25 protein-coding genes are annotated in these 21,601 nt (G+C 72.3%); 15 read left to right on the top strand and 10 right to left on the bottom strand.

The window, feature by feature from the left end; genetic code table 11:
- Window positions 1-21: 21 nt before the first annotated feature.
- The 4 genes from G446_RS0102460 to G446_RS0102445 form a co-directional block, all read right to left on the bottom strand.
- Window positions 22-291 (bottom strand): ribbon-helix-helix domain-containing protein, encoded by a 270-nt coding sequence (locus G446_RS0102460; RefSeq protein ID WP_026408943.1) that lies wholly within the window; start codon window positions 289-291, stop codon window positions 22-24.
- Window positions 292-355: 64 nt separating this feature from the next.
- Window positions 356-1,216 (bottom strand): nucleotidyltransferase domain-containing protein, encoded by an 861-nt coding sequence (locus G446_RS15500; protein WP_084778875.1) that lies wholly within the window; start codon window positions 1,214-1,216, stop codon window positions 356-358.
- Window positions 1,217-1,260: 44 nt separating this feature from the next.
- On the bottom strand, window positions 1,261-2,499 hold the full coding sequence (locus tag G446_RS15495) for a low temperature requirement protein A (RefSeq protein WP_051285578.1): 1,239 nt from the start codon (window positions 2,497-2,499) through the stop codon (window positions 1,261-1,263).
- 111 nt (window positions 2,500-2,610) lie between these two features.
- The gene (locus G446_RS0102445) at window positions 2,611-3,570 is read right to left on the bottom strand and encodes an AraC family transcriptional regulator (protein ID WP_026408942.1); all 960 of its coding nucleotides are present in this window, start codon (window positions 3,568-3,570) and stop codon (window positions 2,611-2,613) included.
- Between the two features lie 161 nt (window positions 3,571-3,731).
- Here G446_RS0102445 and G446_RS0102440 point away from each other — a divergent pair, with 161 nt between their 5' ends.
- The 4 genes from G446_RS0102440 to G446_RS19740 are packed head-to-tail and all read left to right on the top strand — an operon-like array spanning window position 3,732 to window position 6,926.
- Window positions 3,732-4,361: an MptD family putative ECF transporter S component gene (locus G446_RS0102440; protein ID WP_051285577.1), complete on the top strand. Its 630-nt coding sequence runs from the start codon at window positions 3,732-3,734 to the stop codon at window positions 4,359-4,361.
- Between the two features lie 50 nt (window positions 4,362-4,411).
- Window positions 4,412-5,185 (top strand): energy-coupling factor transporter transmembrane component T, encoded by a 774-nt coding sequence (locus G446_RS0102435; protein ID WP_051285576.1) that lies wholly within the window; start codon window positions 4,412-4,414, stop codon window positions 5,183-5,185.
- Window positions 5,182-6,717: an ABC transporter ATP-binding protein gene (locus tag G446_RS0102430; RefSeq protein WP_026408939.1), complete on the top strand. Its 1,536-nt coding sequence runs from the start codon at window positions 5,182-5,184 to the stop codon at window positions 6,715-6,717. Before G446_RS0102435 ends, G446_RS0102430 begins: the two co-directional genes overlap by 4 nt.
- Before the next feature lie 56 nt (window positions 6,718-6,773).
- A complete protein-coding gene (locus tag G446_RS19740; RefSeq protein ID WP_156916483.1) occupies window positions 6,774-6,926 on the top strand; it encodes a hypothetical protein in 153 nt (50 codons plus the stop codon).
- 733 nt (window positions 6,927-7,659) lie between these two features.
- Here G446_RS19740 and G446_RS19735 read toward each other — a convergent pair.
- Together G446_RS19735 and G446_RS0102415 are read right to left on the bottom strand one after the other, a co-directional pair.
- A complete protein-coding gene (locus G446_RS19735; protein WP_026408938.1) occupies window positions 7,660-8,217 on the bottom strand; it encodes a type IV toxin-antitoxin system AbiEi family antitoxin domain-containing protein in 558 nt (185 codons plus the stop codon).
- Window positions 8,218-8,348: 131 nt separating this feature from the next.
- The gene (locus tag G446_RS0102415) at window positions 8,349-8,780 is read right to left on the bottom strand and encodes an HXXEE domain-containing protein (RefSeq protein WP_026408937.1); all 432 of its coding nucleotides are present in this window, start codon (window positions 8,778-8,780) and stop codon (window positions 8,349-8,351) included.
- Between the two features lie 105 nt (window positions 8,781-8,885).
- Here G446_RS0102415 and G446_RS0102410 point away from each other — a divergent pair, with 105 nt between their 5' ends.
- Entirely contained in the window at window positions 8,886-9,551 is a 666-nt protein-coding gene (locus G446_RS0102410) for a nitroreductase family protein (RefSeq protein WP_026408936.1), read from the top strand.
- 77 nt (window positions 9,552-9,628) lie between these two features.
- Here G446_RS0102410 and G446_RS0102405 read toward each other — a convergent pair whose 3' ends face one another.
- Window positions 9,629-10,486: a LysR family transcriptional regulator gene (locus tag G446_RS0102405; protein WP_026408935.1), complete on the bottom strand. Its 858-nt coding sequence runs from the start codon at window positions 10,484-10,486 to the stop codon at window positions 9,629-9,631.
- A gap of 136 nt (window positions 10,487-10,622) precedes the next feature.
- On the opposite strand from G446_RS0102405, the gene G446_RS15490 reads away from it, so the two are divergent.
- The 7 genes from G446_RS15490 (at window position 10,623) to G446_RS0102375 (ending at window position 14,781) form a co-directional block, all read left to right on the top strand.
- Window positions 10,623-11,471, top strand: coding sequence for an aldo/keto reductase (locus G446_RS15490; RefSeq protein ID WP_084778872.1), 849 nt, complete (start codon window positions 10,623-10,625; stop codon window positions 11,469-11,471).
- Between the two features lie 55 nt (window positions 11,472-11,526).
- Window positions 11,527-11,862, top strand: a complete 336-nt coding sequence (locus G446_RS0102395) for a carboxymuconolactone decarboxylase family protein (RefSeq protein WP_026408934.1) — start codon at window positions 11,527-11,529, stop codon at window positions 11,860-11,862.
- Window positions 11,863-12,007: 145 nt separating this feature from the next.
- Window positions 12,008-12,163, top strand: a complete 156-nt coding sequence (locus G446_RS19730; protein ID WP_156916481.1) for a hypothetical protein — start codon at window positions 12,008-12,010, stop codon at window positions 12,161-12,163.
- A gap of 114 nt (window positions 12,164-12,277) precedes the next feature.
- On the top strand, window positions 12,278-12,565 hold the full coding sequence (locus G446_RS0102390) for a type II toxin-antitoxin system RelB/DinJ family antitoxin (RefSeq protein ID WP_245574552.1): 288 nt from the start codon (window positions 12,278-12,280) through the stop codon (window positions 12,563-12,565).
- Window positions 12,565-12,840, top strand: coding sequence for a type II toxin-antitoxin system RelE/ParE family toxin (locus tag G446_RS0102385; RefSeq protein ID WP_026408932.1), 276 nt, complete (start codon window positions 12,565-12,567; stop codon window positions 12,838-12,840). Before G446_RS0102390 ends, G446_RS0102385 begins: the two co-directional genes overlap by 1 nt.
- 390 nt (window positions 12,841-13,230) lie before the next feature.
- Entirely contained in the window at window positions 13,231-13,869 is a 639-nt protein-coding gene (locus G446_RS15485) for a Fic family protein (RefSeq protein ID WP_051285574.1), read from the top strand.
- Between the two features lie 45 nt (window positions 13,870-13,914).
- Window positions 13,915-14,781 carry a DUF4253 domain-containing protein gene (locus G446_RS0102375; protein ID WP_026408931.1) on the top strand — a complete coding sequence of 289 codons (867 nt, stop codon included), beginning with the start codon at window positions 13,915-13,917 and terminating at the stop codon, window positions 14,779-14,781.
- A gap of 60 nt (window positions 14,782-14,841) precedes the next feature.
- Here the strand turns inward: G446_RS0102375 and G446_RS0102370 are convergent, their stop codons facing one another.
- From G446_RS0102370 to G446_RS0102360, 3 genes are all read right to left on the bottom strand, one after another.
- Window positions 14,842-16,104 (bottom strand): ATP-binding protein, encoded by a 1,263-nt coding sequence (locus G446_RS0102370; protein ID WP_026408930.1) that lies wholly within the window; start codon window positions 16,102-16,104, stop codon window positions 14,842-14,844.
- A 155-nt stretch (window positions 16,105-16,259) separates the two neighbouring features.
- Window positions 16,260-16,940 carry a response regulator gene (locus G446_RS0102365; RefSeq protein WP_026408929.1) on the bottom strand — a complete coding sequence of 227 codons (681 nt, stop codon included), beginning with the start codon at window positions 16,938-16,940 and terminating at the stop codon, window positions 16,260-16,262.
- Window positions 16,937-18,091 carry a sensor histidine kinase gene (locus G446_RS0102360; protein ID WP_026408928.1) on the bottom strand — a complete coding sequence of 385 codons (1,155 nt, stop codon included), beginning with the start codon at window positions 18,089-18,091 and terminating at the stop codon, window positions 16,937-16,939. Before G446_RS0102360 ends, G446_RS0102365 begins: the two co-directional genes overlap by 4 nt.
- Window positions 18,092-18,254: 163 nt before the next feature.
- Between G446_RS0102360 and G446_RS0102355 the strand changes: the two genes are divergently transcribed.
- From G446_RS0102355 to G446_RS0102345, 3 genes are read left to right on the top strand one after another with little or no spacing between them, the layout of a single operon-like run.
- Window positions 18,255-19,244 carry an ABC transporter ATP-binding protein gene (locus G446_RS0102355; RefSeq protein WP_026408927.1) on the top strand — a complete coding sequence of 330 codons (990 nt, stop codon included), beginning with the start codon at window positions 18,255-18,257 and terminating at the stop codon, window positions 19,242-19,244.
- 1 nt (window position 19,245) lies between these two features.
- On the top strand, window positions 19,246-20,388 hold the full coding sequence (locus G446_RS0102350; protein WP_026408926.1) for an ABC transporter permease: 1,143 nt from the start codon (window positions 19,246-19,248) through the stop codon (window positions 20,386-20,388).
- Complete coding sequence (locus tag G446_RS0102345) at window positions 20,375-21,559, top strand: ABC transporter permease (protein ID WP_026408925.1); 1,185 nt, start codon at window positions 20,375-20,377, stop codon at window positions 21,557-21,559. The genes G446_RS0102350 and G446_RS0102345 overlap by 14 nt, the downstream gene beginning before the upstream one ends.
- Window positions 21,560-21,601 lie beyond the last annotated feature (42 nt).

Genomic DNA, 21,601 nt, shown 5'->3' with positions numbered 1-21,601 from the left:
CTCCACGCGGACCGGTGCAGGTCACGCAATGTGGGCCCACGCTCTCACGGCGGCCCGAATCGCCTCCGATCGGTTCTGGATCCCCTCGGCCTGCGCGCGGGCGTTCAGAGCGGCGAGAGTGGCCGCGTCGAACCGCACAGGGACGACGGTGCTGGGGCCGTCGCCCACCGGAGGGCGACCGCGCCGAGGCTTGGGCAGGGTCGCGGGGTCGTATCCGGCCTCGGCCTCATCGGCCCACATCTGAATCTGCTCGTCAGTCACGGGTTTGCCATGCAGAAGGTGCTCACTCACATCAATAGTGTATACGAAACCCCTGGAAGGGCGGCCGCGCCGGCCGATGCGCAAGCGCCCGCCCTCAGACGTCCGTCCGCCCGCGGCACGCCGCGGGGCCGACCAGGGCGAGGAAGGCCTCGTCGAGGCGCTCCCAGGGCACCGGCGCCGGCGGCTCCAAGTCGGCCAGGGCGCCGGTCACCTGGGCCAGGGCTCCGGCCGCCCAGGCGTTGAACGCCGCAATGCGCGGGAGCTCGCCGCGCTCCCCGGCGGCGGCCTTGGCCTCCAGGAGCTCGGCGGCCAGCCCCTTCATGGGCTCCTCCAGCTCGGCGTCGACCAGGTCGCGCAAGAGCATGGGGGCGGGCGCGCGCTCGGCCACCACCCACCGGGCGGCGAGGATCGCGCGCATGGTGTACAGGCACTTCTTGAGGCGGACCGTCTCACCGGCGAGTGCCGCGAGATGATTCCGGCCCATGGACAGGTAGTGGTGGGCGGAGGCGACCGGCGAGAAGCACTCGGCCGCGAGCTCGCGCACGACGGCGAAGGCCCGGTCCTCGGCGTAGACGATCGGGGAGGCGAGCCACTCGAACAACGACGGGTTGGAGCCCCTCAAAAGCCGCAGGGCCTTGTCCGCGTCCCAGCCGTCGACGTCGAGGACCTCGTCGATCCGCCACTCCAGGACGTCGCGCGCGGGCTCCAGGCGCAGATAGTGCTCGACGGGGCGGACGTAGACGAAGCGGACGTCGAAATCGGAGTCGGGGGAGGCGAAGCCCCAGGCCCGGGACCCGGACTCCACGGCCAGCAGAACGCGCACGTCCTCGGCCCGCTCCATGCGCTCCAGCTCGGCGGCGACGGCGCGGCGCACCTCCCGGGGCGCCCGCGCGCGCAGGTCGGACGGGAGCGAGCCGGGGGCGGGCGGGTCGGGCGAGGCGGCGCGGATTCTCATGCGCCCATGGTGCGGGGCGGCGCCGAGGCCCTGCGCGCCGGGCCTCAGGACGCGGCGGGTCGGGGCGCGATCCTCGCCGCGTCGCGCCCGTACCACGCGCCGATGCCCGCCAGGCAGACGGCCGTGGCCGCCATGACGAGGATCCCGGGCGCCCCGGCCGCCCGGCACACGGTCACGACGACGCCCACCCCCGCGGCCCCGCCGGCCAGCGGTGGCCACACGCGGCGCCCGGTCAGAAGCGCCAGGAAGCCCCAGAAGGCCACCAGGCAGATCATGATCCCCCCGGCCAGCAGGACGGCGGTGGAGGTTGCGAGGGGCTCATGGGGATCGTCGACGACGATCTCAGCGCTCACCGCGAAGCAGATGAGCCCGATGACCAGCACCTGCTGGCCGTTGGTGGCCAACCTGCCCATGGCCAGCTCCCCGTGCACGTCCACAAGCCGTCGATCGACCTCATCGGTCCCCGCGCCGAAGAACAGGTGCCACACGCCGATGAGCACCGCCAGCGAGAGGAGTCCCGCGGCCAGCCGGGCCGGATCCTGAGGATCCCGGGCGATGGACCGACCGGTGGTGAGCACGCCCTCGCCCAAGCAGATGATGAGGAAGAGGCGGCAGCGCTCCACCTGGTGCTCGACGTCGAAGCGCACCTCGGAGAAGTCCCGCCGGCGCCGTCCGGGCACGGGGTGCCCGCTCCACATGCCGACCACGTCGATGAGCACGGCCGCCAGCCACCAGTACAGGCGGTGCCCCGGCCCACCGGCGGCGCCCAGGACCCAGGGCACCGCGGAGACCGCCGCCCACACGATCATGGAGACGCGGTGGTGTCGCAGCGAGTCGTAGTCGTCGTGGACGCGGGTCATGGCGCTGCGGCCCACCTGGATGAGCACCATGGGCACCACGAAGGCCCACGGGATGTCCTCGAAGGCGCCGGTGATCGAGGCGTTCATGACCAGTCCCCCGGCCATGACCGCCAGCACGATCCAGCGGGCCTCGCTCTTGCGGGCCAGGACCATGGTGGACTCGTAGACGGTGAAGGACCAGATCACGAACATGGCCAGGGCCATGACGAGGGTCTCCCCCGCACCGCGCCACGTCCGGTGCTCCAGAAGGTGCTCGGAGAGCTGGGAGATGGCGAAGACCCACACCAGGTCGAAGAAGAGCTCGAGGAAGGTCACCGCCTGGTGGGCGGACGGCGGTACGGCGGGCACGGGATCGGGGCCGGGACGAGCGGCGGGGCCGTCGACCCCGCGGACGTCGTCGTTCTCACGGCTGGACTGGCTCATGGCGCAGCTCCTCATTCTCATCGGGCTCCCATGGGGGCGGGCCCCGATGCACTCTAATCGCGGGGAGCCTTGGGCGCAGGCCGAGGCGGCCCCGGGGCTCCCCGCACGCCCTCAGACGCCCAGCCGCCTGCGGTACTCGCTGGGCAGCATGCCGACCTCGCGCTTGAACAGCGCCGAGAAGCGGCTGGCGCAGGTGTAGCCCACGGACCGCCCCACCTGCTCGATGCTCAGGTCCGCCTGGCGCAGCAGGAGCTCGGCCCGGCTCATCCGCCGCCCCTGGACGTAGCGGATGACGGTCTGCCCGTTGAGGCGCTTGAAGGTCTCCTTGAACTTCGTGGGGCTCATGCACGCGAGCCGGGCCAGGTCGCCGATGCGCAGCCGGGCCGAGCAGTGGTCGTCGATATAGCTCGTCACGTCGCGCAGGCGCTCGCGGTCGGCGGGGCCGACTCGCCCGCCCGCCTCGGCCGGGCCGCGCCGGGAGCGCTCCACGATCAGGCCCATGGCCTGGAGCACCGCGCCCTCGTAGTAGAGCTCGCCGTGCTCCGGGTCGCCGGGCCGGGGCCACAGGCGCGACAGCAGCGCCTTCATCTCGGGGAACCCGTCGGCCGCTCCGAGCGCCACGAACGCCCGCTCGACGTCCTGGAAACGGCCCGCGTAGTGCCTGTCCAGGAACTGCGCCGAGAACTCGGGGGTGATCTCGATGGACACGCCCTGCACGGGGATGCCGCCGTGGGCCACGCCCTTCCACGGGCCGCCGCCGATGCTCTGGCCCCACACGCTGTTGGGCCGCAGCCTGCGGCGGGGGTTGAACTCCTCGCCGGCGATGGACTTGAACCAGGTGACCGTCAGGTAGTCGGGCGGCTCGACGTCCATGATGTAGTCGCCGCGCATGATGAAGTCGTGGATGGTGATGCTCCACAGCGCCGGGCCGGGCGACAGGAAGTGGAACCAGCCGGTGCACTCCGGCCCCTCGCACCGCCAGGAGCGCCAGAGCCCGCCAAGGCCCTGCGCGGGCGGCGCCTGCGCGAACCCCGCGCTCCTGAGCATCGGGCTGTGCAGCGACTCCCTCATGTCGGCCCCCTCGCGCCGTCGTCCCTCCGGCCTATGACGATGGGACGCGATCGTGCGCCGATGGGACCGGAGTCCCCGGCGGGCGGCTTCCGATCGGCCCCCTCTCCATATACTCCGAGCGAAGGTTAGCAATACCTGAATTAGTGGGAAAGGACGAGATATTGAGCGAGTCAGCGGGTACGCCGTCGGGCGCGGCCGACGGCGGGAGGGGCCTGAGCGCGCGCGACCTCATCACGACCGGCGTCTTCACCGCCCTCTTCCTCGTGTTCATGATGGTCGGCGGCGCCCTCTTCGCGCCCAACCCCGTCCTCACGTTCTGGATGCCCGCCGCCGCGGCCCTGCTGACCGGCCCCGTCTACCTGCTGCTCATCGCCAGGGTCCCCAAGCACGGCCCGCTGGTCATTCTGGGCGCGGTCGTGGGCGCGATCCTGTTCGCCACGGGCATGTACTGGGGGTGGGCGGCGGCCTCCGTCGCCCTGGGCGCCGTGGCCGACGTCGTCGCCGGCCTCGGGCGGTTCCGGGCCAAACCGCTCAACCTTCTCGCCTTCATCATCTACTCCCTGTCCCCCATGGGCTCCTACCTCATGCTGTGGGTGGACCCGGGCGGCTACGCGGCGTATCTGACCGGCAGGGGCACCGAGCAGGCGTACATGGACACCATGGCGCGCACGGCCACCGCCTGGATGCTGCCCGCCATGGTGCTGGCCACCGTGGTCTGCGCCCTCATCAGCGGCATGGTCGGCCTGCGGCTGCTGCGCAGGCAGTTCGAGCGCGCCAGCATGACGGCCTGAGCGCCGGCGCGCCGATACCGGCCGGTACTGCGCCGACGACGATGACATCGATGACGCGGACGCACGGACACGACCTGCCGGCGCGGGTGCGGGATGGGAGCGCGGGCGAGCGGATCCACCTGGACCCGCGCACCAAGCTGGCCCTCATCGCGGCCATGGCGGTGGCCGTGGCCCTCGCCCCCGGCCCCGCCTACGAGACGGCCCTCATGGCGGCGGCCTGCGCCTTCAGCGCGCTCCTGGGGCGGACCAGGGCCGGGGTGATCATGCTCGCCCTGTACGCGGCGGTCATCGCCGCCGCCCGGCTCGCGCCGCACCTGGACGGCGTCGCCGCGCGCACCGCCCTCGCCTCCTTCCTCCTGCTGCTGCGCAAGGTCCTCGCCTGCTCCCTCATGGCCTACGCGACCGTGACCACCACCCAAGTGGGCGAGTTCATGAGCGCGCTCTCCCGCCTGCGCGCGCCGCGCGGGCTGACCATCCCCCTGGCCGTGGCCCTGCGGTACGCGCCCGCGGTCCGCGAGGACTGGGCCTTCATCAGGGACGCCATGCGCATGCGCGGCATCTCCCCCGGTCCCGCGAGCCTGCTCGCCTCGCCGGGGCGCACCGTCGACTGCGTCTACGTCCCGCTGCTCATGAGCGCCGGCCGCGTGTCCGACGAGCTGTCCATGGCGGCCATTGCGCGCGGTATCGACAACCCCGTCGCCCGCACCTGCTACCTGCGCATCGTCATGCGCCCGGCGGACTGGCTCATGCTCCTCCTGGGCCTGGGCGCCGTGGCGGGAGCCGTGGTCTGCCGGGTCTGCGGAGCCTGCGGGGCGGCGGCATGATCCGCTTCGAGCGCGCCTCCTTCGCCTACCGCCCGGGCGCGGCGGCCGGGGAGGCCGGGGAGGCGGGGGTGCGCGACGTGAGCCTCGAGGTGCGCCCCGGCGAGGTGGTGGTCCTGTGCGGGCGCTCCGGGTGCGGCAAGTCCACCCTGCTGCGCCTGGCCAACGGGCTCGCCCCGCGCTTCTTCCCCGGTCGGGCGGCCGGGCGCGTCCTGCTCGACGGCGAGGAGGTCGGCGACCTGGCCTCCTGGCGGGTCGCCGAGCGCGCAGGGTCCCTGTTCCAGAACCCCCGCACGCAGTTCTTCAACGTGGACACCACCGGTGAGGTGGCCTTCGCCCTGGAGAGCGCCGGCTGGCCGGAGGAGGCCATCCGCGCCCGCGTCGGGGCGACTCTGCGCGAGCTGGGGCTGGAGCATCTGGCCGGGCGCAGCATCTTCGACCTGTCCGGCGGGCAGCGCCAGAAGATCGCCTACGCGAGCGTCTGGGCCCTGCGCCCGCCCAACCTGCTGCTGGACGAGCCCACGAGCAACCTGGACGCGCCGTCCATCGCGGACATCGCCGCCTTCGTCGCGAACGCGAAGGCGGCGGGCCGCGCGGTCCTGGTGGCCGAGCACCGCCTGGCCTGGCTGTCCGGCGTCGCCGACACCTACGTCCACCTCGACGGCGGGCGCATCAGCCGAGTCATGAGCGCCCGCGAGTTCGCCGCGCTCGACCCGCGGGAGCTGGACTCCATGGGCCTGCGCACGCGCGATCTCGCCGACGTCGCGCCCCCGGCCGGCGCCGTCGCGCCCGACGGCGGGATCGGCGACGGCGGCGGGACCGGCGAGATCGTGCTCTCGGCACGGGGGCTGTCGGTCGACTACGGGCGGGGCCCGGTGGTGGACGGGGCCGACGTCGACCTGCGCGCCGGACAGGTCGTCGCCCTGGTGGGCCGCAACGGCGCGGGCAAGACCACGCTGTGCCGGGCCCTGTGCGGCCTGGGGCGCCGGGCGCGGGGGACGGTCCTCCTGGACGGACGGCGGGCGACGCGCAGACGGCGCACGCGCGCATGCTCCATGGTGTTCCAGGACGTCGACTACCAGCTCTTCGCCGCCTCCGCGGCGGCCGAGGTGACCTTCGGCCTGTCGCGCCGCGCGGCCGGCGCCGTGGACACCGGCGCCGTCCTGCGCGAGCTCGCCCTGGACGGGGTGGCCGACAGGCACCCGGCGACCCTGTCCGGCGGCCAGAAGCAGCGCCTGGCCATGGCGGCGTGCGTGGCGGCCGGCAAGCGGGTCCTCGTGTTCGACGAGCCCACGAGCGGGATCGACCTGGACGGGATGCGCCGCGTCGCCCGCCTGCTGAGGCGGCTGGCGGCCCGCGGCCGCGCGGTGCTGGTCATCACCCACGACCTGGAGCTCATCGCCTGCGCCTGCGACCGCGTCCTGCACATGGACGGCGGCCGCGTCGTCGGCCGGGCCGGGGTGCGCGAGGACTTCGACGCCGTCAGGGCGATGACGACGGGCGCGCCCGCGCCCGGGCGGGAGGGGGAGAAATGAGGAGGAGTTCATGAACAGGGCGGGCAACCCGGTCGTCCCCGTGCCGGACCGTGGTCATGGTGGCGCACACCCTGCCCGTCATCCGCGGGGCGGACGCCATCGCGCTCATCGACGGCGGGGCTGTCGCCGAGCTGGGCACGCACGAGGAACTGCTCGCGCGCGGCGGCGGGTACGCGCGCATGTGGGGCGCCTCGCGGCTCCGGCGCTGAGAATCCGGTCGATCAGGTGAAGGTTATTCAGGTGTGGTTTTGAATCTCCTTCTGGTGCGCGTGGGAGGGCGCCAGACGCGGTGGGGTCGGCAGGGCCGGTCGTCGGGGGTGGTTCCAGCGCCCCGCCCCTGCCGGTCGTCTTGCATGGTGGGACGGCGTCTCGCATGTCGTGACGCGGCCGGTCCGCTTGGACCACTTAAATGCCGTTGGACCACCGTATTGCGTGAACCAGGAAGGTTATTCAGCGGGCTCATGGCGGCGTTCTCCTTGGACCACTTGCGTGTGGTTGGAACTGCCCGCTCTAGTGCGAAGTGCACGTCTCGGCGTCCGGGGCGCAGCGGCGTCGGGCGCCGCGGTCCGCGAGATCGTCACTTAACCCGCGAGCACGTCACTCTGGCAGACGTGCTCGCGGGTTAAGTGACGTGCTCGCGGGTCGGGGTACGATCTCGCGGGTTGAGTGACGTGCTCGCGAGCCGGCCGCGTCACGACATGCGAGACGCCGTCCCACCATGCAAGACGACCAGCAGGGGCGGAGCGGGGTTGGGCGGGGAACCGTCCCGACGACCGGACCGTCACCACGACCTTCACGCTCCACGTCTTCAAAACCACCCCTGAATAACCTTCCAAGCGGTCCAACCGCACGCAAGTGGTCCAAGCAGGAGAACGCTGCCATGAGCCCCACTGAATAACCTTCAAGTTGCCTGCAAAGCGCGGAACACCTCCTGACAGCGGTTCATGACAACACCTCCAGCGCGTGCAGGATCGGAGTCCTGGTGCGGGGCAGGAGTGCGGCCACTTCAATCAGGCTGGTCGGCCTGCCCCCTCGGCGCAGCCACTCCTTGAGGGCGTCCCGTGCAGTTTCGTACCCGATCAGACCGCGCAGCCTGAAGGCGTCGGCGATACAGCGTTCAGGACTGTAGAGTCCTATTTCCGTATCGGTGCCGCCAACGGAGACCGTGCCGCGTCCGACGTCGAAAGTGGATCGATCGAACCGGTGCCAGGCGATCGCCGCGTCGGTGACCGGAGGGCGCGCGCCCCGGGGGATGGCGACGTCGAGCCGGTCGGGGATCGTGTCGGTGAGGTCGTGGTGGGCGAGCGCCGAAACGAGGCAGATCGTGGCGTCGGAGCGGCGGGTAGCGGCCTCGATGAGGTCCCAGTCACTCGCGGGCGCGTCGGAGGGGATGTAAACACCCCGCGCGATCCGCTCGAGCCGCCCGGCACGGGCGGCTCGGTAGAGGCCGCTGCGGGACATGCCGACGGCACCGGCCGTGGACGGCGTTGCAATCGTCATCAACACCCCCAGCCCTCTCCTGGCACTGATCGTAGTCAGATAATCATATCTGGCTACGATCAGTATCACGACCTCGGGGCGCGACTCATCGAAAATGCGCGATAAGGTTCGGCATCTCACCGGCGGGCGCGTCAGCGGGCCTCGCCGGGCCTCGTCAGCGACCGGATCCGCCACAGCACGAAGGCCGCGCCGGGCAGGCCGGGGACGATCGACGTCGCCGTGCCGGGCATGAACGAGCGGGTGCGCCAGGACACGCCCAGGTGCATGCAGAAGGCGGCCCCCCAGCCCAGGGCGAGGGCCGTGGTGACGGCGCGGGTGCGCGCGGCGTCGGCCCGGGTGAGCCGGTACAGCCCGTAGAGGGCGGCGCCCTGCCCGGCGACGACGGCGGCGCGCCCCCACGGGTTGTAACCCGCCAGAGGATTGCGCCGCATGTGCTCGTCGAACAGGCGCCAGCCGGTGGGGCCGACCCGGTCGCTCCAGCGCCGTATGGACAGAGCCACCTCCTCGGCCTGGTGGATCCCCAGCAGTGCGGCGGTGAGGGCCCAGGCCCTATCGGTCTCCACGACGGCCCTCCCCGCGGCGCCACCGGGTCTCTGCGCATCGGGCGCGCGCATGTGGAACGCCTCACGGCCATAGACTAGCGGTCAACGGCGAACGGAGTGAACATCATGCCCATCACCGATGCCATGCGCGCCCGTCACGTGGTGCGCCAGTATCTCAGCACGCCCCTGCCCGACGACGTCATCGCCGCCCTGCGCTCGCGCATCGAGGACAACAACCGCGCCCACGGCACGGACATCCGCCTGGTGACGGGCGACGCCCGCGTCTTCGGCCCCCTGTGGGGGACGGTGCGGGCCCGCAGCGTGCGCAACTGCCTGATCATGTCCGGTCCCGACGCGCCCGATCTGGACGAGCGCCTGGGCTACGGCGGCGCAGACCTCATGCTCGCCGCGCAGGACCTCGGGCTCAACACGTGGTGGATCGGCGGGACCTTCTCGAAGAGGGCCGCCGCCCGGGTCAGCGGCGCCACGGGCAGGATCGTCGCCGTCGTCGCCCTCGGCTACGGCGCGACCCAGGGATCCGCGCACGCCTCCAAGCGCCCCGAGGAGGTCTCCTCCTACGACGGCGAGGCCCCGGACTGGTTCACCCGGGGTGTGGAGGCGGCCCTTCTGGCGCCGACGGCGTTCGGCAAGCAGGCCTTCACGCTCTCCGGCAGGGGCGGCGAGGTGACGCTCCGCTGCGAGGACAGCGCCTACGCGGGCCAGGACCGCGGCCTGGTGAAGTACCACTTCGAGGTGGGCGCGGGCCGCGACAACTTCACCTGGGCGCACTGACCCGCCCCCGGCGTCGCCCGCCGGTCCGCCCGGAGGGTCGTGCAACCGTCCCGCCCGGGCCGGCGGATCCGCCGGCTTCACGACGCAGGGCCGGGGCGGGCGCTCACCCAGTCGAAGACGTCGTCGGCCTCCTTGCGTCCCCCGGGGCGGACCAGCAGGTGGAAGGTCGCGCGGGCCATGGCGTCGCGGATCGGCACCACCGTGCGGCCGGGCGCCGGCGCGGCGAGCGAGGGCGCGTCGGTGACGAAGTGGGGCAGCGACGAGCTGCGCACCATCTGCTCGAAGACCGCGCGGTCCTCCTGCACGATGAACCGCGAGTGCGGGAAGTGCCGGTCGCACGCCTCGCGCCAGAAGCCGATGCCCTCGAAGAGCAGGAAGGTCTCGCCGTCGAGCTCGGCGGCGCTCACGCCCGCCCGGTCCGCCAGCGCGTGCCCGTCCGGCAGGGCGACGGACAGGTTCTCCACCATGAGCCGGCATGAGCGCACGCCGGGCGGCGCGGCGGGGCGCAGGGCGATGCCCAGGTCGAGCCCGCCGTCGCGGATGCCGGCCTGCACCTGCGCCTCGGCGAGCATCTGGGAGGTCAGGACGAGCCCGGGGAAGCGCTCGACTATGAGGGCGGTCAGCCGCCACAGCGGGGCGGGCGCCACGGTGCCCACGCGCAGGGCGCGGGTGCGGCGGGCGACGTCGTCGAGGGCGGCGCGCATGGCCCGCTCGTCGCGCAGGATCTGGCGGGCGTGCTCCAGGGCGACGCGGCCGGCGTCGTTGAGCACGAGGCGGCGCCCGGGGCGGTCGAAGAGCGGCTGGCCGAGCTCGGCCTCGAGTCGGGCGAGCGAGCGGGACAGGGCGGGCTGCGACAGGTGCAGGGCCCGGGCGGCGGCGCTCATGGTGCCCCGGCGCGCAATGGCGTCGAGCTGCCTGAGCTGCTCCAGCTCCACGCTCCGCCTCCCCGCATCATTCTCTCTCCCGCTCATGCAGCATATGCATGAGCAGATCCGGGATCGGCATTTTACAACGGCGGAATCCTGGCGAAGACTCATGCATGGAACGGAACATCCCGCCGAGGAGTCAACCATGCGGTCCTTCACCATGAACAACGGCCTCGCGATCCCGGCCCTGGGCTACGGCGTCTTCCAGATGTCCTCGGCCGAGGTCGCCGAGCACCTGCCCGAGGCGATCGACGCCGGGTACCGGCACATCGACACCGCCAACGCCTACTTCAACGAGGTCGCCGTCGGCCGGGTCGTGGCCGGCAGCCCGGTGGCGCGCGAGGACTTCTTCGTCACCACCAAGCTCTTCCCGCAGTCCTACCCCTACGCCCAGTGCGGGCCGGACATCGACGCCACCCTGGAGCGGCTGGGCATGGACTACGTCGACCTGCTGCTCCTCCACCAGCCCTACGGCGAGTACGTGGCCGGCTGGAGGGCCATGGAGGAGGCCGTCGAAGCCGGCAGAGTCCGCTCCATCGGCCTGTCCAACTTCTCCGCCGCCAAGGTCCGCGAGATCCTCGACGGCGCCCGCATCGCCCCGGCGGTCCTCCAGGTCGAGGCCCACCCCTACTGGAACCAGCACGCCCTCAAGGCCGAGCTGGACGGCACCGGCATCGTCTTCGAGGCCTGGTACCCGCTCGGCCACGGCGACAGGGCCCTGCTGGCCGAGCCCGCCCTGACCGACCCCGCCGCCAGGTACGGCAAGACCGCCGCCCAGGTTGTTCTGCGCTGGCACCTCCAGGAGGGCAACGTCACCTTCCCCAAGACGCTCAACGCGCAGCACATGGCGGACAACATCGACATCTTCGACTTCGCCCTGACCGAGGAGGAGATGGCCCGCATCAACGCCCTGCCGCAGAAGCCCTACTACGTCGTGCCCGATGAGCCGCCGGCCTTCACCACCCGGCGCATGGACTACTCCCAGCAGGCCTGAACCGGGCCGCCGCGCACCCGCATCACAACCGATCAGTCTTCACAGGAGGAACACCATGGCTGACAAGCAGACCGCGGGGCGGGACCGCCTGGGCGCCATCGCCCCGCAGTTCGCCGCCCTCAACGACGACGTGCTCTTCGGCGAGGTCTGGGCGCGCGAGGAGCAGCTCAGCGTCCGCGACCGCTCCATGATCACCATCGCCGCCCTGTTCTCCGCGGGCCTGTACCCGCAGCTGCGCACCCACCTCGAACTGGGCAAGGCGCACGGCATCACCAGGGAGGAGGCCGTGGAGATCGTCACTCAGCTCGCCTTCTACTGCGGCTGGCCCAAGGCCTGGAGCACCTTCCCCATGATCGCCGAGATCTGGGGCGACGACGGGGCCGGGGCCTGAGCCGCGGCGAGCCGATCCCGCCGACGGGCGCGCAGAGCGGGCGCACTCATGACGCTCACGCGCAGGAGGCTCGGTCTCGCGGCGGCCGCCGCCCTGGCGGCTGCCGCGGACTGCTCGTCCTCTGCGGGCGGGCAGGCGCCGAGCGGTGCGGACTCAACCGGAGGAGATGGAGGACTCCGTGGCGGCCCATGGTGGCGCCGATCGCGGTCGGGAGTACGGAGCTGTGCTCGAGCCCAGCCGTCGGGACGGCGCCCGCGCCATGCCGGCCCTGCACCGGCGGATCGTCGGGGCGGGGCGTTGAGCTCCCCGCCCCAGGACCCGGCGACTTCGAGTCCTCCGCCAGCGTCACCGGCGGAGAGTCCGCGTCACATCGTGCCACAACGTGTTATACTCACGAAAGCGAAGGAGGGGACGCATGATGCCGACTCCCACCATGGAGAACCTTAATGTCAAGATCGATGCCGAGGACAAACGACTGTTCATCGAGTTCACTCGGCAGATAGGGACGACTCCGTCCAATGCAGTGCGCATGTTCGTGCGCGCTTTCAACGAGTTCAGGGGGTTCCCCTTCGACACCTCCCGCCCGTACGGCATGAGCGCTGAGGCAGAACGGGCCCGTGATGAGATCGACGCGGCGCTCTCTGCGGGTACCGCCAAGCGCTACGGGAGCGTCGCCGATCTGCGCGACGATCTGGGACTGTAATGCTCGATATCGTCATCTCCAATAAATGTAAGAAAGACCTCAGAAGAGCCAAGAAGCGGGGCCTCGATCTGAACGATTTTTTCGCGGTCGTCGAGATGCTCCAACGTCGGGAGACACTACCCGTCCGCTACCGCGACCACGCCCTCACGGCCAATCGGACCGGATTAAGAGACTGTCATATCAGACCCGACTGGGTCCTGATTTATGAAATCAGAGAGACTGAATTAGTGCTGCTCCTGGTGGAAACCGGAAGCCACGCCGACCTCGACTTGTAGTCGGGCCGGACACGGTGATCGCAATGAATTTTGCTGCCCGGGGATGAACGACGAGCCCGCCGATCAGATGGCCGGTACTCCCCTGGCCCTCTTCTTCCAGGCCTCGGCGCCCGGCCGGCCGTCGCCGAGGTCATACGCACGACCGCGCAGCGGTTGATGCAGCTGTACCGGATGCCGCTGCTCGGAGTCTCCAACGGCGTCCGCCGCGCTCGTGGCGCAGTCGGCCGACTCCCCGGGGCGGGTAATGGAGCATGACGCGGAAAACCCCGAGCACCTCGGGCCGACCGCCCGATCACCGCCACTGGCGGTAAAATATGGCGGTGATGACCATCACGTCCCGCGCGCGTCGGCACCGGGTGCGCACGCGCAGATCGGATCGGAGGAGCCCGCATGGCCTATGAGCCGCCGCTGGTGCGCACGGCCGAGATCAACGCACTGTGCATGGAGATCGCCGAGCTCGTCGGCTCACTCGGGCCCGCGTCCGCCCTGAGCACGAGTCCCGTGCTGCATCGCGAGCTGCGCATCACCACCATCCACTCCTCCCTCATGATCGAGGGGAACACGCTCTCGCGCGAGGCCGTCACGGCGATCCTCGACGGCAAGCGCGTCCTCGGCCCCGCCAGGCAGATCCTCGAGGTGGACAACGCCCGCCGCGCCTACCGGCTCATGGACGATCTGGACCCACTCTCCCCCGACGACCTGCTGCGCGCCCACGGCGTCATGATGCGCGGACTCATCGATGACGCCGGGCGGTACCGCGCGGAGAACGCGGGCGTCTTCAAAGAAGGAGGGCTCATCCACGCCGGCACACCGGCCCGCTGCATCCCCGAGGTCATGGCGGATCTGTTCGCCTGGATGGCCTCGACCGATCTGCACCCGCTGCCGACCTCCTGCGTCTTCCACTACGAGTTCGAGTTCATCCACCCCTTCTCGGACGGCAACGGCCGCACGGGGCGCCTGGTGCGGGAGGGCAGCGCCCGCGCGGGGACGTGGCGCGTCATCGCCGACGGCGGAGCGGACGGCCCCTGACGAATGCGGCGGGCCCCGGCCCGGGGCCCGCCCTACCATCGTCCCATGACGCCGAACACGCCGCTGCGCTCAACGACCCGGGGCGACGTCCCGCCCGAGGGTCCACTGCGACTGGGCGGGATCGACCTGCCCGCGGGCCTTCACGTCCGCCCCGCCGACGACGACGCGGACTTCGACGCCGTCGCCGCCGTCTCCGACGCCCCGCCGTGCGCGTGGGTGACCGAGGAGGCCGTCGAGACCGGGCTCGCCCAGCAGTGGGTGCGCCACCTGGCCTCCCGCTTCGGGGACACCGGCCTGTGGCCGATCGCGGTGACGGGGATCGCGGCGACGGGGTACGACGACGGCCTCGAACGGCCGTGGCGCTCCGGCGAGGTCCTCGGCCCGGACGAGGGATCGGACTTCGACGTCGAGGCCTTCCTGCTCTCCCCCGGCGAGCTGGAGGGCGTTGAGGACCCGGAGATCGTGGCCTACCTGGAGTCCATCGCCCCCATAGCGACGGTGCGGGAGCTGGGCGGTCCGGTCGCCGCCCCGCCGGCCGGACCCCAGGACCTCCTGGTGCCGTGGAGGGTCAGGCCCGTGGCCCTGGCCCTCATTCCGGCCACGTCCCCGGCCGACGCCCTGACGACGCTGGGATGGCTGGGGCCGGCGAACTACGACTTGGAGGGCGCCGCCATCGCGCGGATCGCCGTCTCCTGGGAGGAGCGCTACCACCTCACCCCGGTCGGCATCGACTTCGACCAGCTCATGCTCCAGATGCCCCCGCGGGGCCTGAGCCGCCCCGAGGTCATGAGCCTTCTCGCGGAGGTCTACAGGGTCTGCCCGGACTCCTACGAGCAGGGAGGCTTCCCCGATCTCGCCGCCTTCGTCCGGGCCGTGGAGTCCCACCCGGTCCTGGGCCTGTGGTGGGACTGAGGCGCGCCCGCCCCGACCGGCTCGTCTCAAGCCTGCGGCGACGCCCCCGGCGCGCTCCGCTCAGGGCCCCAGCGCCCCCAGCGGGAAGGTCACGGCGCCGTCGGGAAGCGGCATCGTGGGCCCGTCGGCGGTGACGACGGCGGTGAACGCCGGGGACGGCGTCCGCGCGGTGTCGACGTCGGCCACGAAGGCGGCGAGCGAGGCCTGCGCCGCCGGGATCTGGCGCCGGCCCAGCTTGACCTCGAAGGCGGCCCAACGGCCGTCGTCGAGCTCCACGACGGCGTCCGCCTCCTTGCCGGCCTTATCGCGGTAGTGGTGGACGTGCCCGCCGAGAGCCTCGGCGAAGACCCTCAGGTGCTGCACCACCTGGGACTCGAACCACAGTCCGGCGGTCTCCAGGTCCTCCAGGAGCCGCTCGGCGGACGTGGCCGTCACCGCGGCGGCGAGCGCGGGGTCGACGAAGTGCAATTTCGGGGAGGTGCGCACCGCGTAGCGCGACCGCAGGTGGGGCGCCCAGGGAGGCTGCTCCTCGATGATGAACAGGCGTTTGAGGGCGTTCACGTAGGCGACGGCGGTCTGGGCGGTCAGGGACTGCCCGGACACGTCCTTGGCGATGGTGCTGAAAGACGCCTCCGTCCCCACGTGCCGGGCGAGGGAGCGCATGAGTGCGCGCAGGCGCACGGGGTCCCTGCGCGGTTCGCCGTCCAGACGGCCGACGTCGACATTGATGACGTCCTCGACGTAGTCGCGCAAGTGGCGCTGCGCCTGGCGGGTCGTCAGATCGTGGTCGCCCGGCCATCCGCCGTGCACCAGGTCGTCCAGGACCTCGGGCACGCCGGTTCCCGAGTCGAGCACCGGTTCCGGAGCCCGGCCGTCGAACAGGCCCGCCAGGCTGACGCCGCCGTCGCCCCGGCCCCGTTCGAACAGGGTCATGGGCCGCATCCGGATCCGTGAGAGCCGGTGCGCGCCGGAGTGACGGGAGGCGTCCTCGGCCGGGACGCAGGAGCCGGTGAGGATGAATTGGCCCGGAAGGCGGCGGGAGTCGATCTGCCTGCGCACGAGGTTCCACAGCGAGGGCTCGATCTGCCACTCATCTACGAGTCGCGGCACGTCGCCTCTCAGGAGGAGCGACGGGTCGACCTCCAGGGCGGCGCGGATCTGCGGCAGCCCCGAGTCCAGTGCGACCTCGGAGGAGGCGTGCTGCCGCCCGGTCATGGTCTTGCCGCAAGCGCGGACGCCCTCGATGAGGATGCCGCCCGAGTAGCCGAGCGAGTCGTCGATGAGCCGGTCCACGACCCGCGGCAGATAGCCCTTCTGCTTCATCGGCCTCTCCCCCTCGTCATGGCCGCACGGCGTCGACCCGGCCCGCGGCGCCTCCGCAGTCGTTCATGTGGCGTCGTTCCAGTCGTTCATCTGGCGTCATTGTAATCGTTCATGTGGCGTCGTTCCAGTCGTTCATCTGGCGCCTTCTCAGTCGTTCATATGGCGTCCGGGCCGCCGCGCCCCCGCCCGGCCCGCGCGGACCGGTAGTACGCCACCGCGACCTGGGTCCGATTGCGCAGCCCCAGCTTGGCCAGGATCGAGCTGATGTGATTGCGCACCGTCCCCTCGCTCATGAAGAGCCGCCGCGCCACCCCGGCGTTGTCGAGGCCCTCCGCCACGGCCTCGACCACCTCGTACTCGCGCTCGGTCAGGGGCGCGAACACGGCCCCGCGCGGCGCGGGCCCCCGGCCCGGCGCGCCCGTCCGCCCCAGGCCCATGGCGGCGCTGCGGGAGAGCACCTCCCCCTCCAGCACGCACACCCCGGCCATGACGCTGCGCAGCGCCGGGGCGAGACGGGCGACGTCCTGCTTGACGAGGTAGCCGCGCGAGCCCATCTTCAGGGCCCGCACAATGTACTCGTCGTCGGAGAAGGTGGTCAGGAAGACGATGCGCGCGCCCTCATCCTCGGCGAGGATCCGCTCGGCGGCGGCGAGCCCGTCGCCCAGCGGCATCCGGATGTCCATGAGCAGGACGTCGGGGCGCAGCCGCCGGTACTGCTCGACCGCCTCGGGTCCGGAGCCGCCCAGGCCCACGACGTCGATATCGGCCTCCGCCGACAAGATGGTGGCCAGCGACTGGGCGACGAAGGCGTCGTCGTCGACAATGAGCACTCTCATGCTCCGCCCTTCGGAATCGTTGCGATGACGGTGAACCTCGGGCGCGGGGCCAGGCGCACCGCCCCGCCCAGCGCCTCGAGGCGCTCGCTCATGGAGCGCAGCCCCAGCCCGGCGGGGGCGCCGTTCGGAAAGATGCTGCTCGGCGCCCCGCCGCCCGGCCACTGGCCGCGCTCGGGGACGGCGCCGTCGTTATCGACCGCGACCCGCCAGAACGCAGGGTAGTCGGAGACCCTCACCCGCGCCGAGGAGGCCCGCCCGTGCCGCGCGGCATTGGTCAGGGCCTCGCGCACCACCGCGACGAGGCAGCGCGTCACCGCCGGCGGGGGCGCCTCCTCCAGGGGGCAGTCGACCTCCACATGGCCGATGCCGCACCGCGAACCCAGCAGGTTGAGCGAGGTCGCCAGGTCCTCGCCCTCGTCGGACAGCGCGTGGACGGACCGGCGCATGGCGCTCAGGGCCCCGTCCAGCCCGCGGTCCAGCTCCGCCAGGTCGGCCGCGACGGCGGGCTCGCCCCGGTGGGTGACGGCCAGGGCCTTGACCTGAAGGAGCAGGCGGGTCAGCAGGTGCCCGACGCCGTCGTGGATGTCGCGGGCGATGCGCGTGCGCTCGGCCAGGGCCGCGGCGCGCGTCTCGTGCTCCCGAGCCTCCTCCAGGCGGGCGCGCGAGGCCCGCAGTGCCACGACCTTCTCGTGCAGATCGTCCCTCATGGCGTGCAGGCGCTCGCGCGCCGCCTCCTCCTGGGCGGTGCGCAGGGCCAGACGGGCCGCCAGGAGCGCCACGACCGCGCCCGCCACCGCACTCCCCGCGCCCGCGGCGCCCCGGGCCCGCACCACCGGGACCACCGGCAGCGGGGCGCAGCAGACCGCGAGCAGGCGGGCCCGCCGGGAACCGAGGGTCCACTGGCGCACCAGGTCGTAGACGACCAGCGGCGCGCCCACCGCCGAGGCCGCCCACGGGCAGCCGGCCAGCAGGTAGAAGGCAGGAAGGGCGATCGCCCCGCGCCGCCCGTCCGCCACCGCGCACAGCCCGCCGACGACGACGGCCAGGAGGAGCCAGACGACCTCGGCCGCCCCGACGGCCCCCGCCGCAGGCGCCAGCGCCATGAGCAGGCACGCCCCCAGGACCGCGCCCCTGTCCGCCAGAACCCTCACGCGGCGATTATCGGCGACGGGCGCCGCGAGCGCCGTCGGCGCGCGACGGGGCGATGACAGAAGTCATGCCCGGCGCCGCCGGGCCATGACAGCGGGCACTTCCGCCCGCCCGGGCGCGGACGCGAGCATGGACGCGCATCGCGCCACCGCGGAAGGAGACCACATGAACGACCAGGCCCCGCCCACGGCCGACCGGGCCGACCGGGCGGTGACCATACGCTCCCTGGTCAAGCGCTACGGGGAGCTGATCGCGGTCGACGGGCTGTCGCTGGAGATCGGGCGGGGCGAGGTCCTGGGCCTGCTCGGCCCCAACGGCTCGGGCAAGACCACGACGATCAACTGCCTCCTCCAGCTGCTCACCTACGACAAGGGCGAGATCCGGGTGTTCGGCAGGCCCATGAGCGCCACCGCCTACGACCTCAAGCGCCGCATCGGCGTGGTGCCCCAGGATGTGGCCGTCTTCGACGAGCTCACCGTGGCGGAGAACATCGACGCCTTCTGCGCCCTGTACGTGGGCGACCGCGCCCGGCGCCGCCGCCTGGTCGAGGCGGCGATCGCCTTCGTCGACCTGGAGAAGTTCGCGAGCTTCAGGCCCAAGAGGCTCTCCGGCGGCCTGCTGCGCCGGCTCAATATCGCCTGCGGCATCGCCCACGCCCCCGAGCTCATCATCTTCGACGAGCCCACCGTCGCCGTCGACCCCCAGTCCCGCAGCGCCATCCTTCAGGGCATCAGGCGCCTCAACGAGCGCGGCGCCACCATCATCTACACGAGCCACTACATGGAGGAGGTCGAGGAGCTGTGCCGCAGGATCGTCATCATGGACTGCGGCAGGCAGGTCGCCGCCGGCACCGCCGACGAGCTCAAGGCCATGATCGGCACCGGCGAGCGCATCCGCATCGAGGTCGTCGACCCCGTCCCGCTGGGCGAGGGGGCCCTGGAGTCCCTGCGCCGCCTGGAGCACGTGCGCACCGCCTCCTGGCAGGCCCCGGGGCTCGTCGTCGAGTGCGCGCCCGGGGCGCACAACCTCTCCGACGTCATGGGGGCGCTGGCCGGGGCGGGCGCGACCTGCGGCCGGGTGACATCCGAGCCCCCGACGCTCAACGACGTCTTCCTGGAGATCACCGGGCGCGCCCTGCGGGACGAGGCGGCCTGACATGAGAGCCGTCTTCGCCTACCAGGTGCTCCGGCTCCTGCGCGACAAGGTCCTCCTGGTGTGGACGCTGGGCCTGCCGATCGTCCTGTCGCTCATGTTCATGGCGATGTTCTCGGGCCTGGAGAGGGCCTACGAGACCACCCCCATGAGCTTCGGCGTCGTCCGGGACGAGGCCTACCGCTCGGCCCCCGGCCTGGACGCCCTCGTCGAGCGCGTCTCCGCCGCCGACGCCGACCCCCGCCTCATCGCCGAGGTCGCCCACTCCACCGCGTCCGAGGCCGAGGCCGCCGCGAAGCGGGGCGACACCGCGGGCTACCTCGCCGTCGAGAACGGCGGCCCCGTGCTGCACGTGACGCAGGAGGGCGACGACGAGCCCTCGCTGAGGGTCCTGCGGGTGGTCATGGACTCCTACGCCCAGACCCGGGCCCAGCGGGAGGCGGCCATCGCCGCCGGGGCGGCGCCCGAGCGGGTCGCCGGGCTCGGGGCGGCGCACGGCTTCACCCGCCCGGTCCCGGTGACGCGCACCCCGGTCAAGCCCGCGACCCGCTACTACTTCGCGCTGCTCGCCTTCGCCGGCGGCATGGGGGCGGCCGTCGCCCTGCTCGCCGTGCAGGGCATCATGGCCTCCTCGCCCCTGGGCGCGCGGCGCACCATGGCGGGACTGCCCCGCTGGAAGGTCCTCACGGCCGCGCTCGCGGCCTCGTGGGTGTGCGTCCTGGGCTGCCTGCTCATCGCCTTCGCCTTCATCGCCCTGGTCGTCGGGGTGGACTTCGGCCCGCACGCGCCCCTGTGCCTGGTGGCGATCGGCCTGACCGGCCTCATGTCGAGCGCGGCGGGCGCCGCCCTGGGGACGATCCGGAGAATGAGGATCGACATGGTCATCGCGATCACCGTCCTGCTGTCGCTGTTCACCGGGCTCTACGGGCCCGGCGCCCAGTCGCTGGCCGACGCCGTCGAGCGCGGTGCGCCCCTCCTGACCCGGGCCAACCCCCTGTGGCAGTGCGCGCACTGCTTCTACGGGCTGCTCTACTACGACTCCCTCGGCCCCTTCGCCCGCAGCTGCGCCGTTCTGACGGGCATGGCGGGCCTGTTCCTCGCCATCGCCCTGATCCGCGCCAGGAGGATGAGCCATGAGCACCTTTAAGACGTCGCTGAGGATCGTGGCGGCCCACTGGATGTACTTCCTGGTCTACCTGGTCTGGCTGTCCATGCTCGGCCTGCTCACCGGCGTCGCCCAGAGCGGGGACGCGTCCGACCGGGTCGAGGAGACGACGGTGAGCGTGGCCGTCATCGACCGCGACGGGTCGACGATCTCGCAGGGGATCAAGCGCTACGTCGAGTCCGTGGGCGAGGCGCGGGACCTGGAGGACTCCGAGCGGGCCATGCAGGACGCCACCGCGCAGAACCGCATCGACTACATCCTCATCATCCCCGCCGGCTACGGGGAGGAGGTCCGGCGGGCCGCGCGCGCAGGAGGCGAGCCGCCGCGGATGGACAGCGTCATCGGATACGAGTCGGCCTCGGGCGCGCTCATGAACGTGCGCATCGACTCCTATGCGGGCCAGGTCGTCGACTACCTGTCCGCCGTCACCGAGGACCCGGCCCGGGCCGTCGCCCTGGCCGATGACACGACGGCCCGCTCCGTCCCGGCGCGGCGGATCGCCCGGGACGCCGCGCCGCTGCCCCGCAGCCTCGCCGTCTACGCCCAGTTCTCCCTCTACCCGCTGGTGGCCTTCGCCGTCGTGGCCATCTCGGCGCTCATGACGGCGCTGGGGCGCCGGGCGGTCCGCTCCCGCCTGGCCGCCGCCCCGGTGAGCGGCCGCTCGCGCAGCCTCGGGCTGCTGGGCGCCTGCCTGGTCATCGGCGCGGTCGGATGGCTGTGGATCTTCGGGCTCGGGATCGCGGTCTTCGGCGCCGGCTCCGTGACGGCCTCGGCGCCCCTGCTGGGGGTCGTCGGGGCGGCCCTGGGCGCCTACGCGCTCGTGGCGGTGGCCGTGGGCTTCCTCATCGGACAGATCGGCCTGGGGCGCAGCGCGGCGAACGCGGTGGCCAATATCGGCGGCATGGCGCTGTCCTTCATCGCCGGGGCGTGGGTCCCCAGCGGCTGGCTGCCCGACGCCGTCGTCGCCGTCTCCCGCTTCACGCCCGGCTACTGGGCGGTCCGGGCGATCTCCGGGGCGCACACCGCCGCCTCGATGTCCGCCGACGCCATCGGCCCCCTGCTGGCCGACTGCGGCGTGTGCGCCCTGTTCGCGCTCGCCATCGCCTGCGCGGGCCTGGCGGTGGGCCGCACCCGGGCGCGGTCGTCGCTGTGACCGCTGCGTGCCCCAGGTCCGGGGCGGCCCGCCGCCGGGCGG

The sequence above is a fragment of the Actinomyces dentalis DSM 19115 genome, assembly GCF_000429225.1.
Taxonomy (GTDB): Bacteria; Actinomycetota; Actinomycetes; order Actinomycetales; family Actinomycetaceae; genus Actinomyces; species Actinomyces dentalis.
Note: the sequence above shows the minus strand (reverse complement) of the source record. Positions and strands in the feature narration are given on the sequence as shown.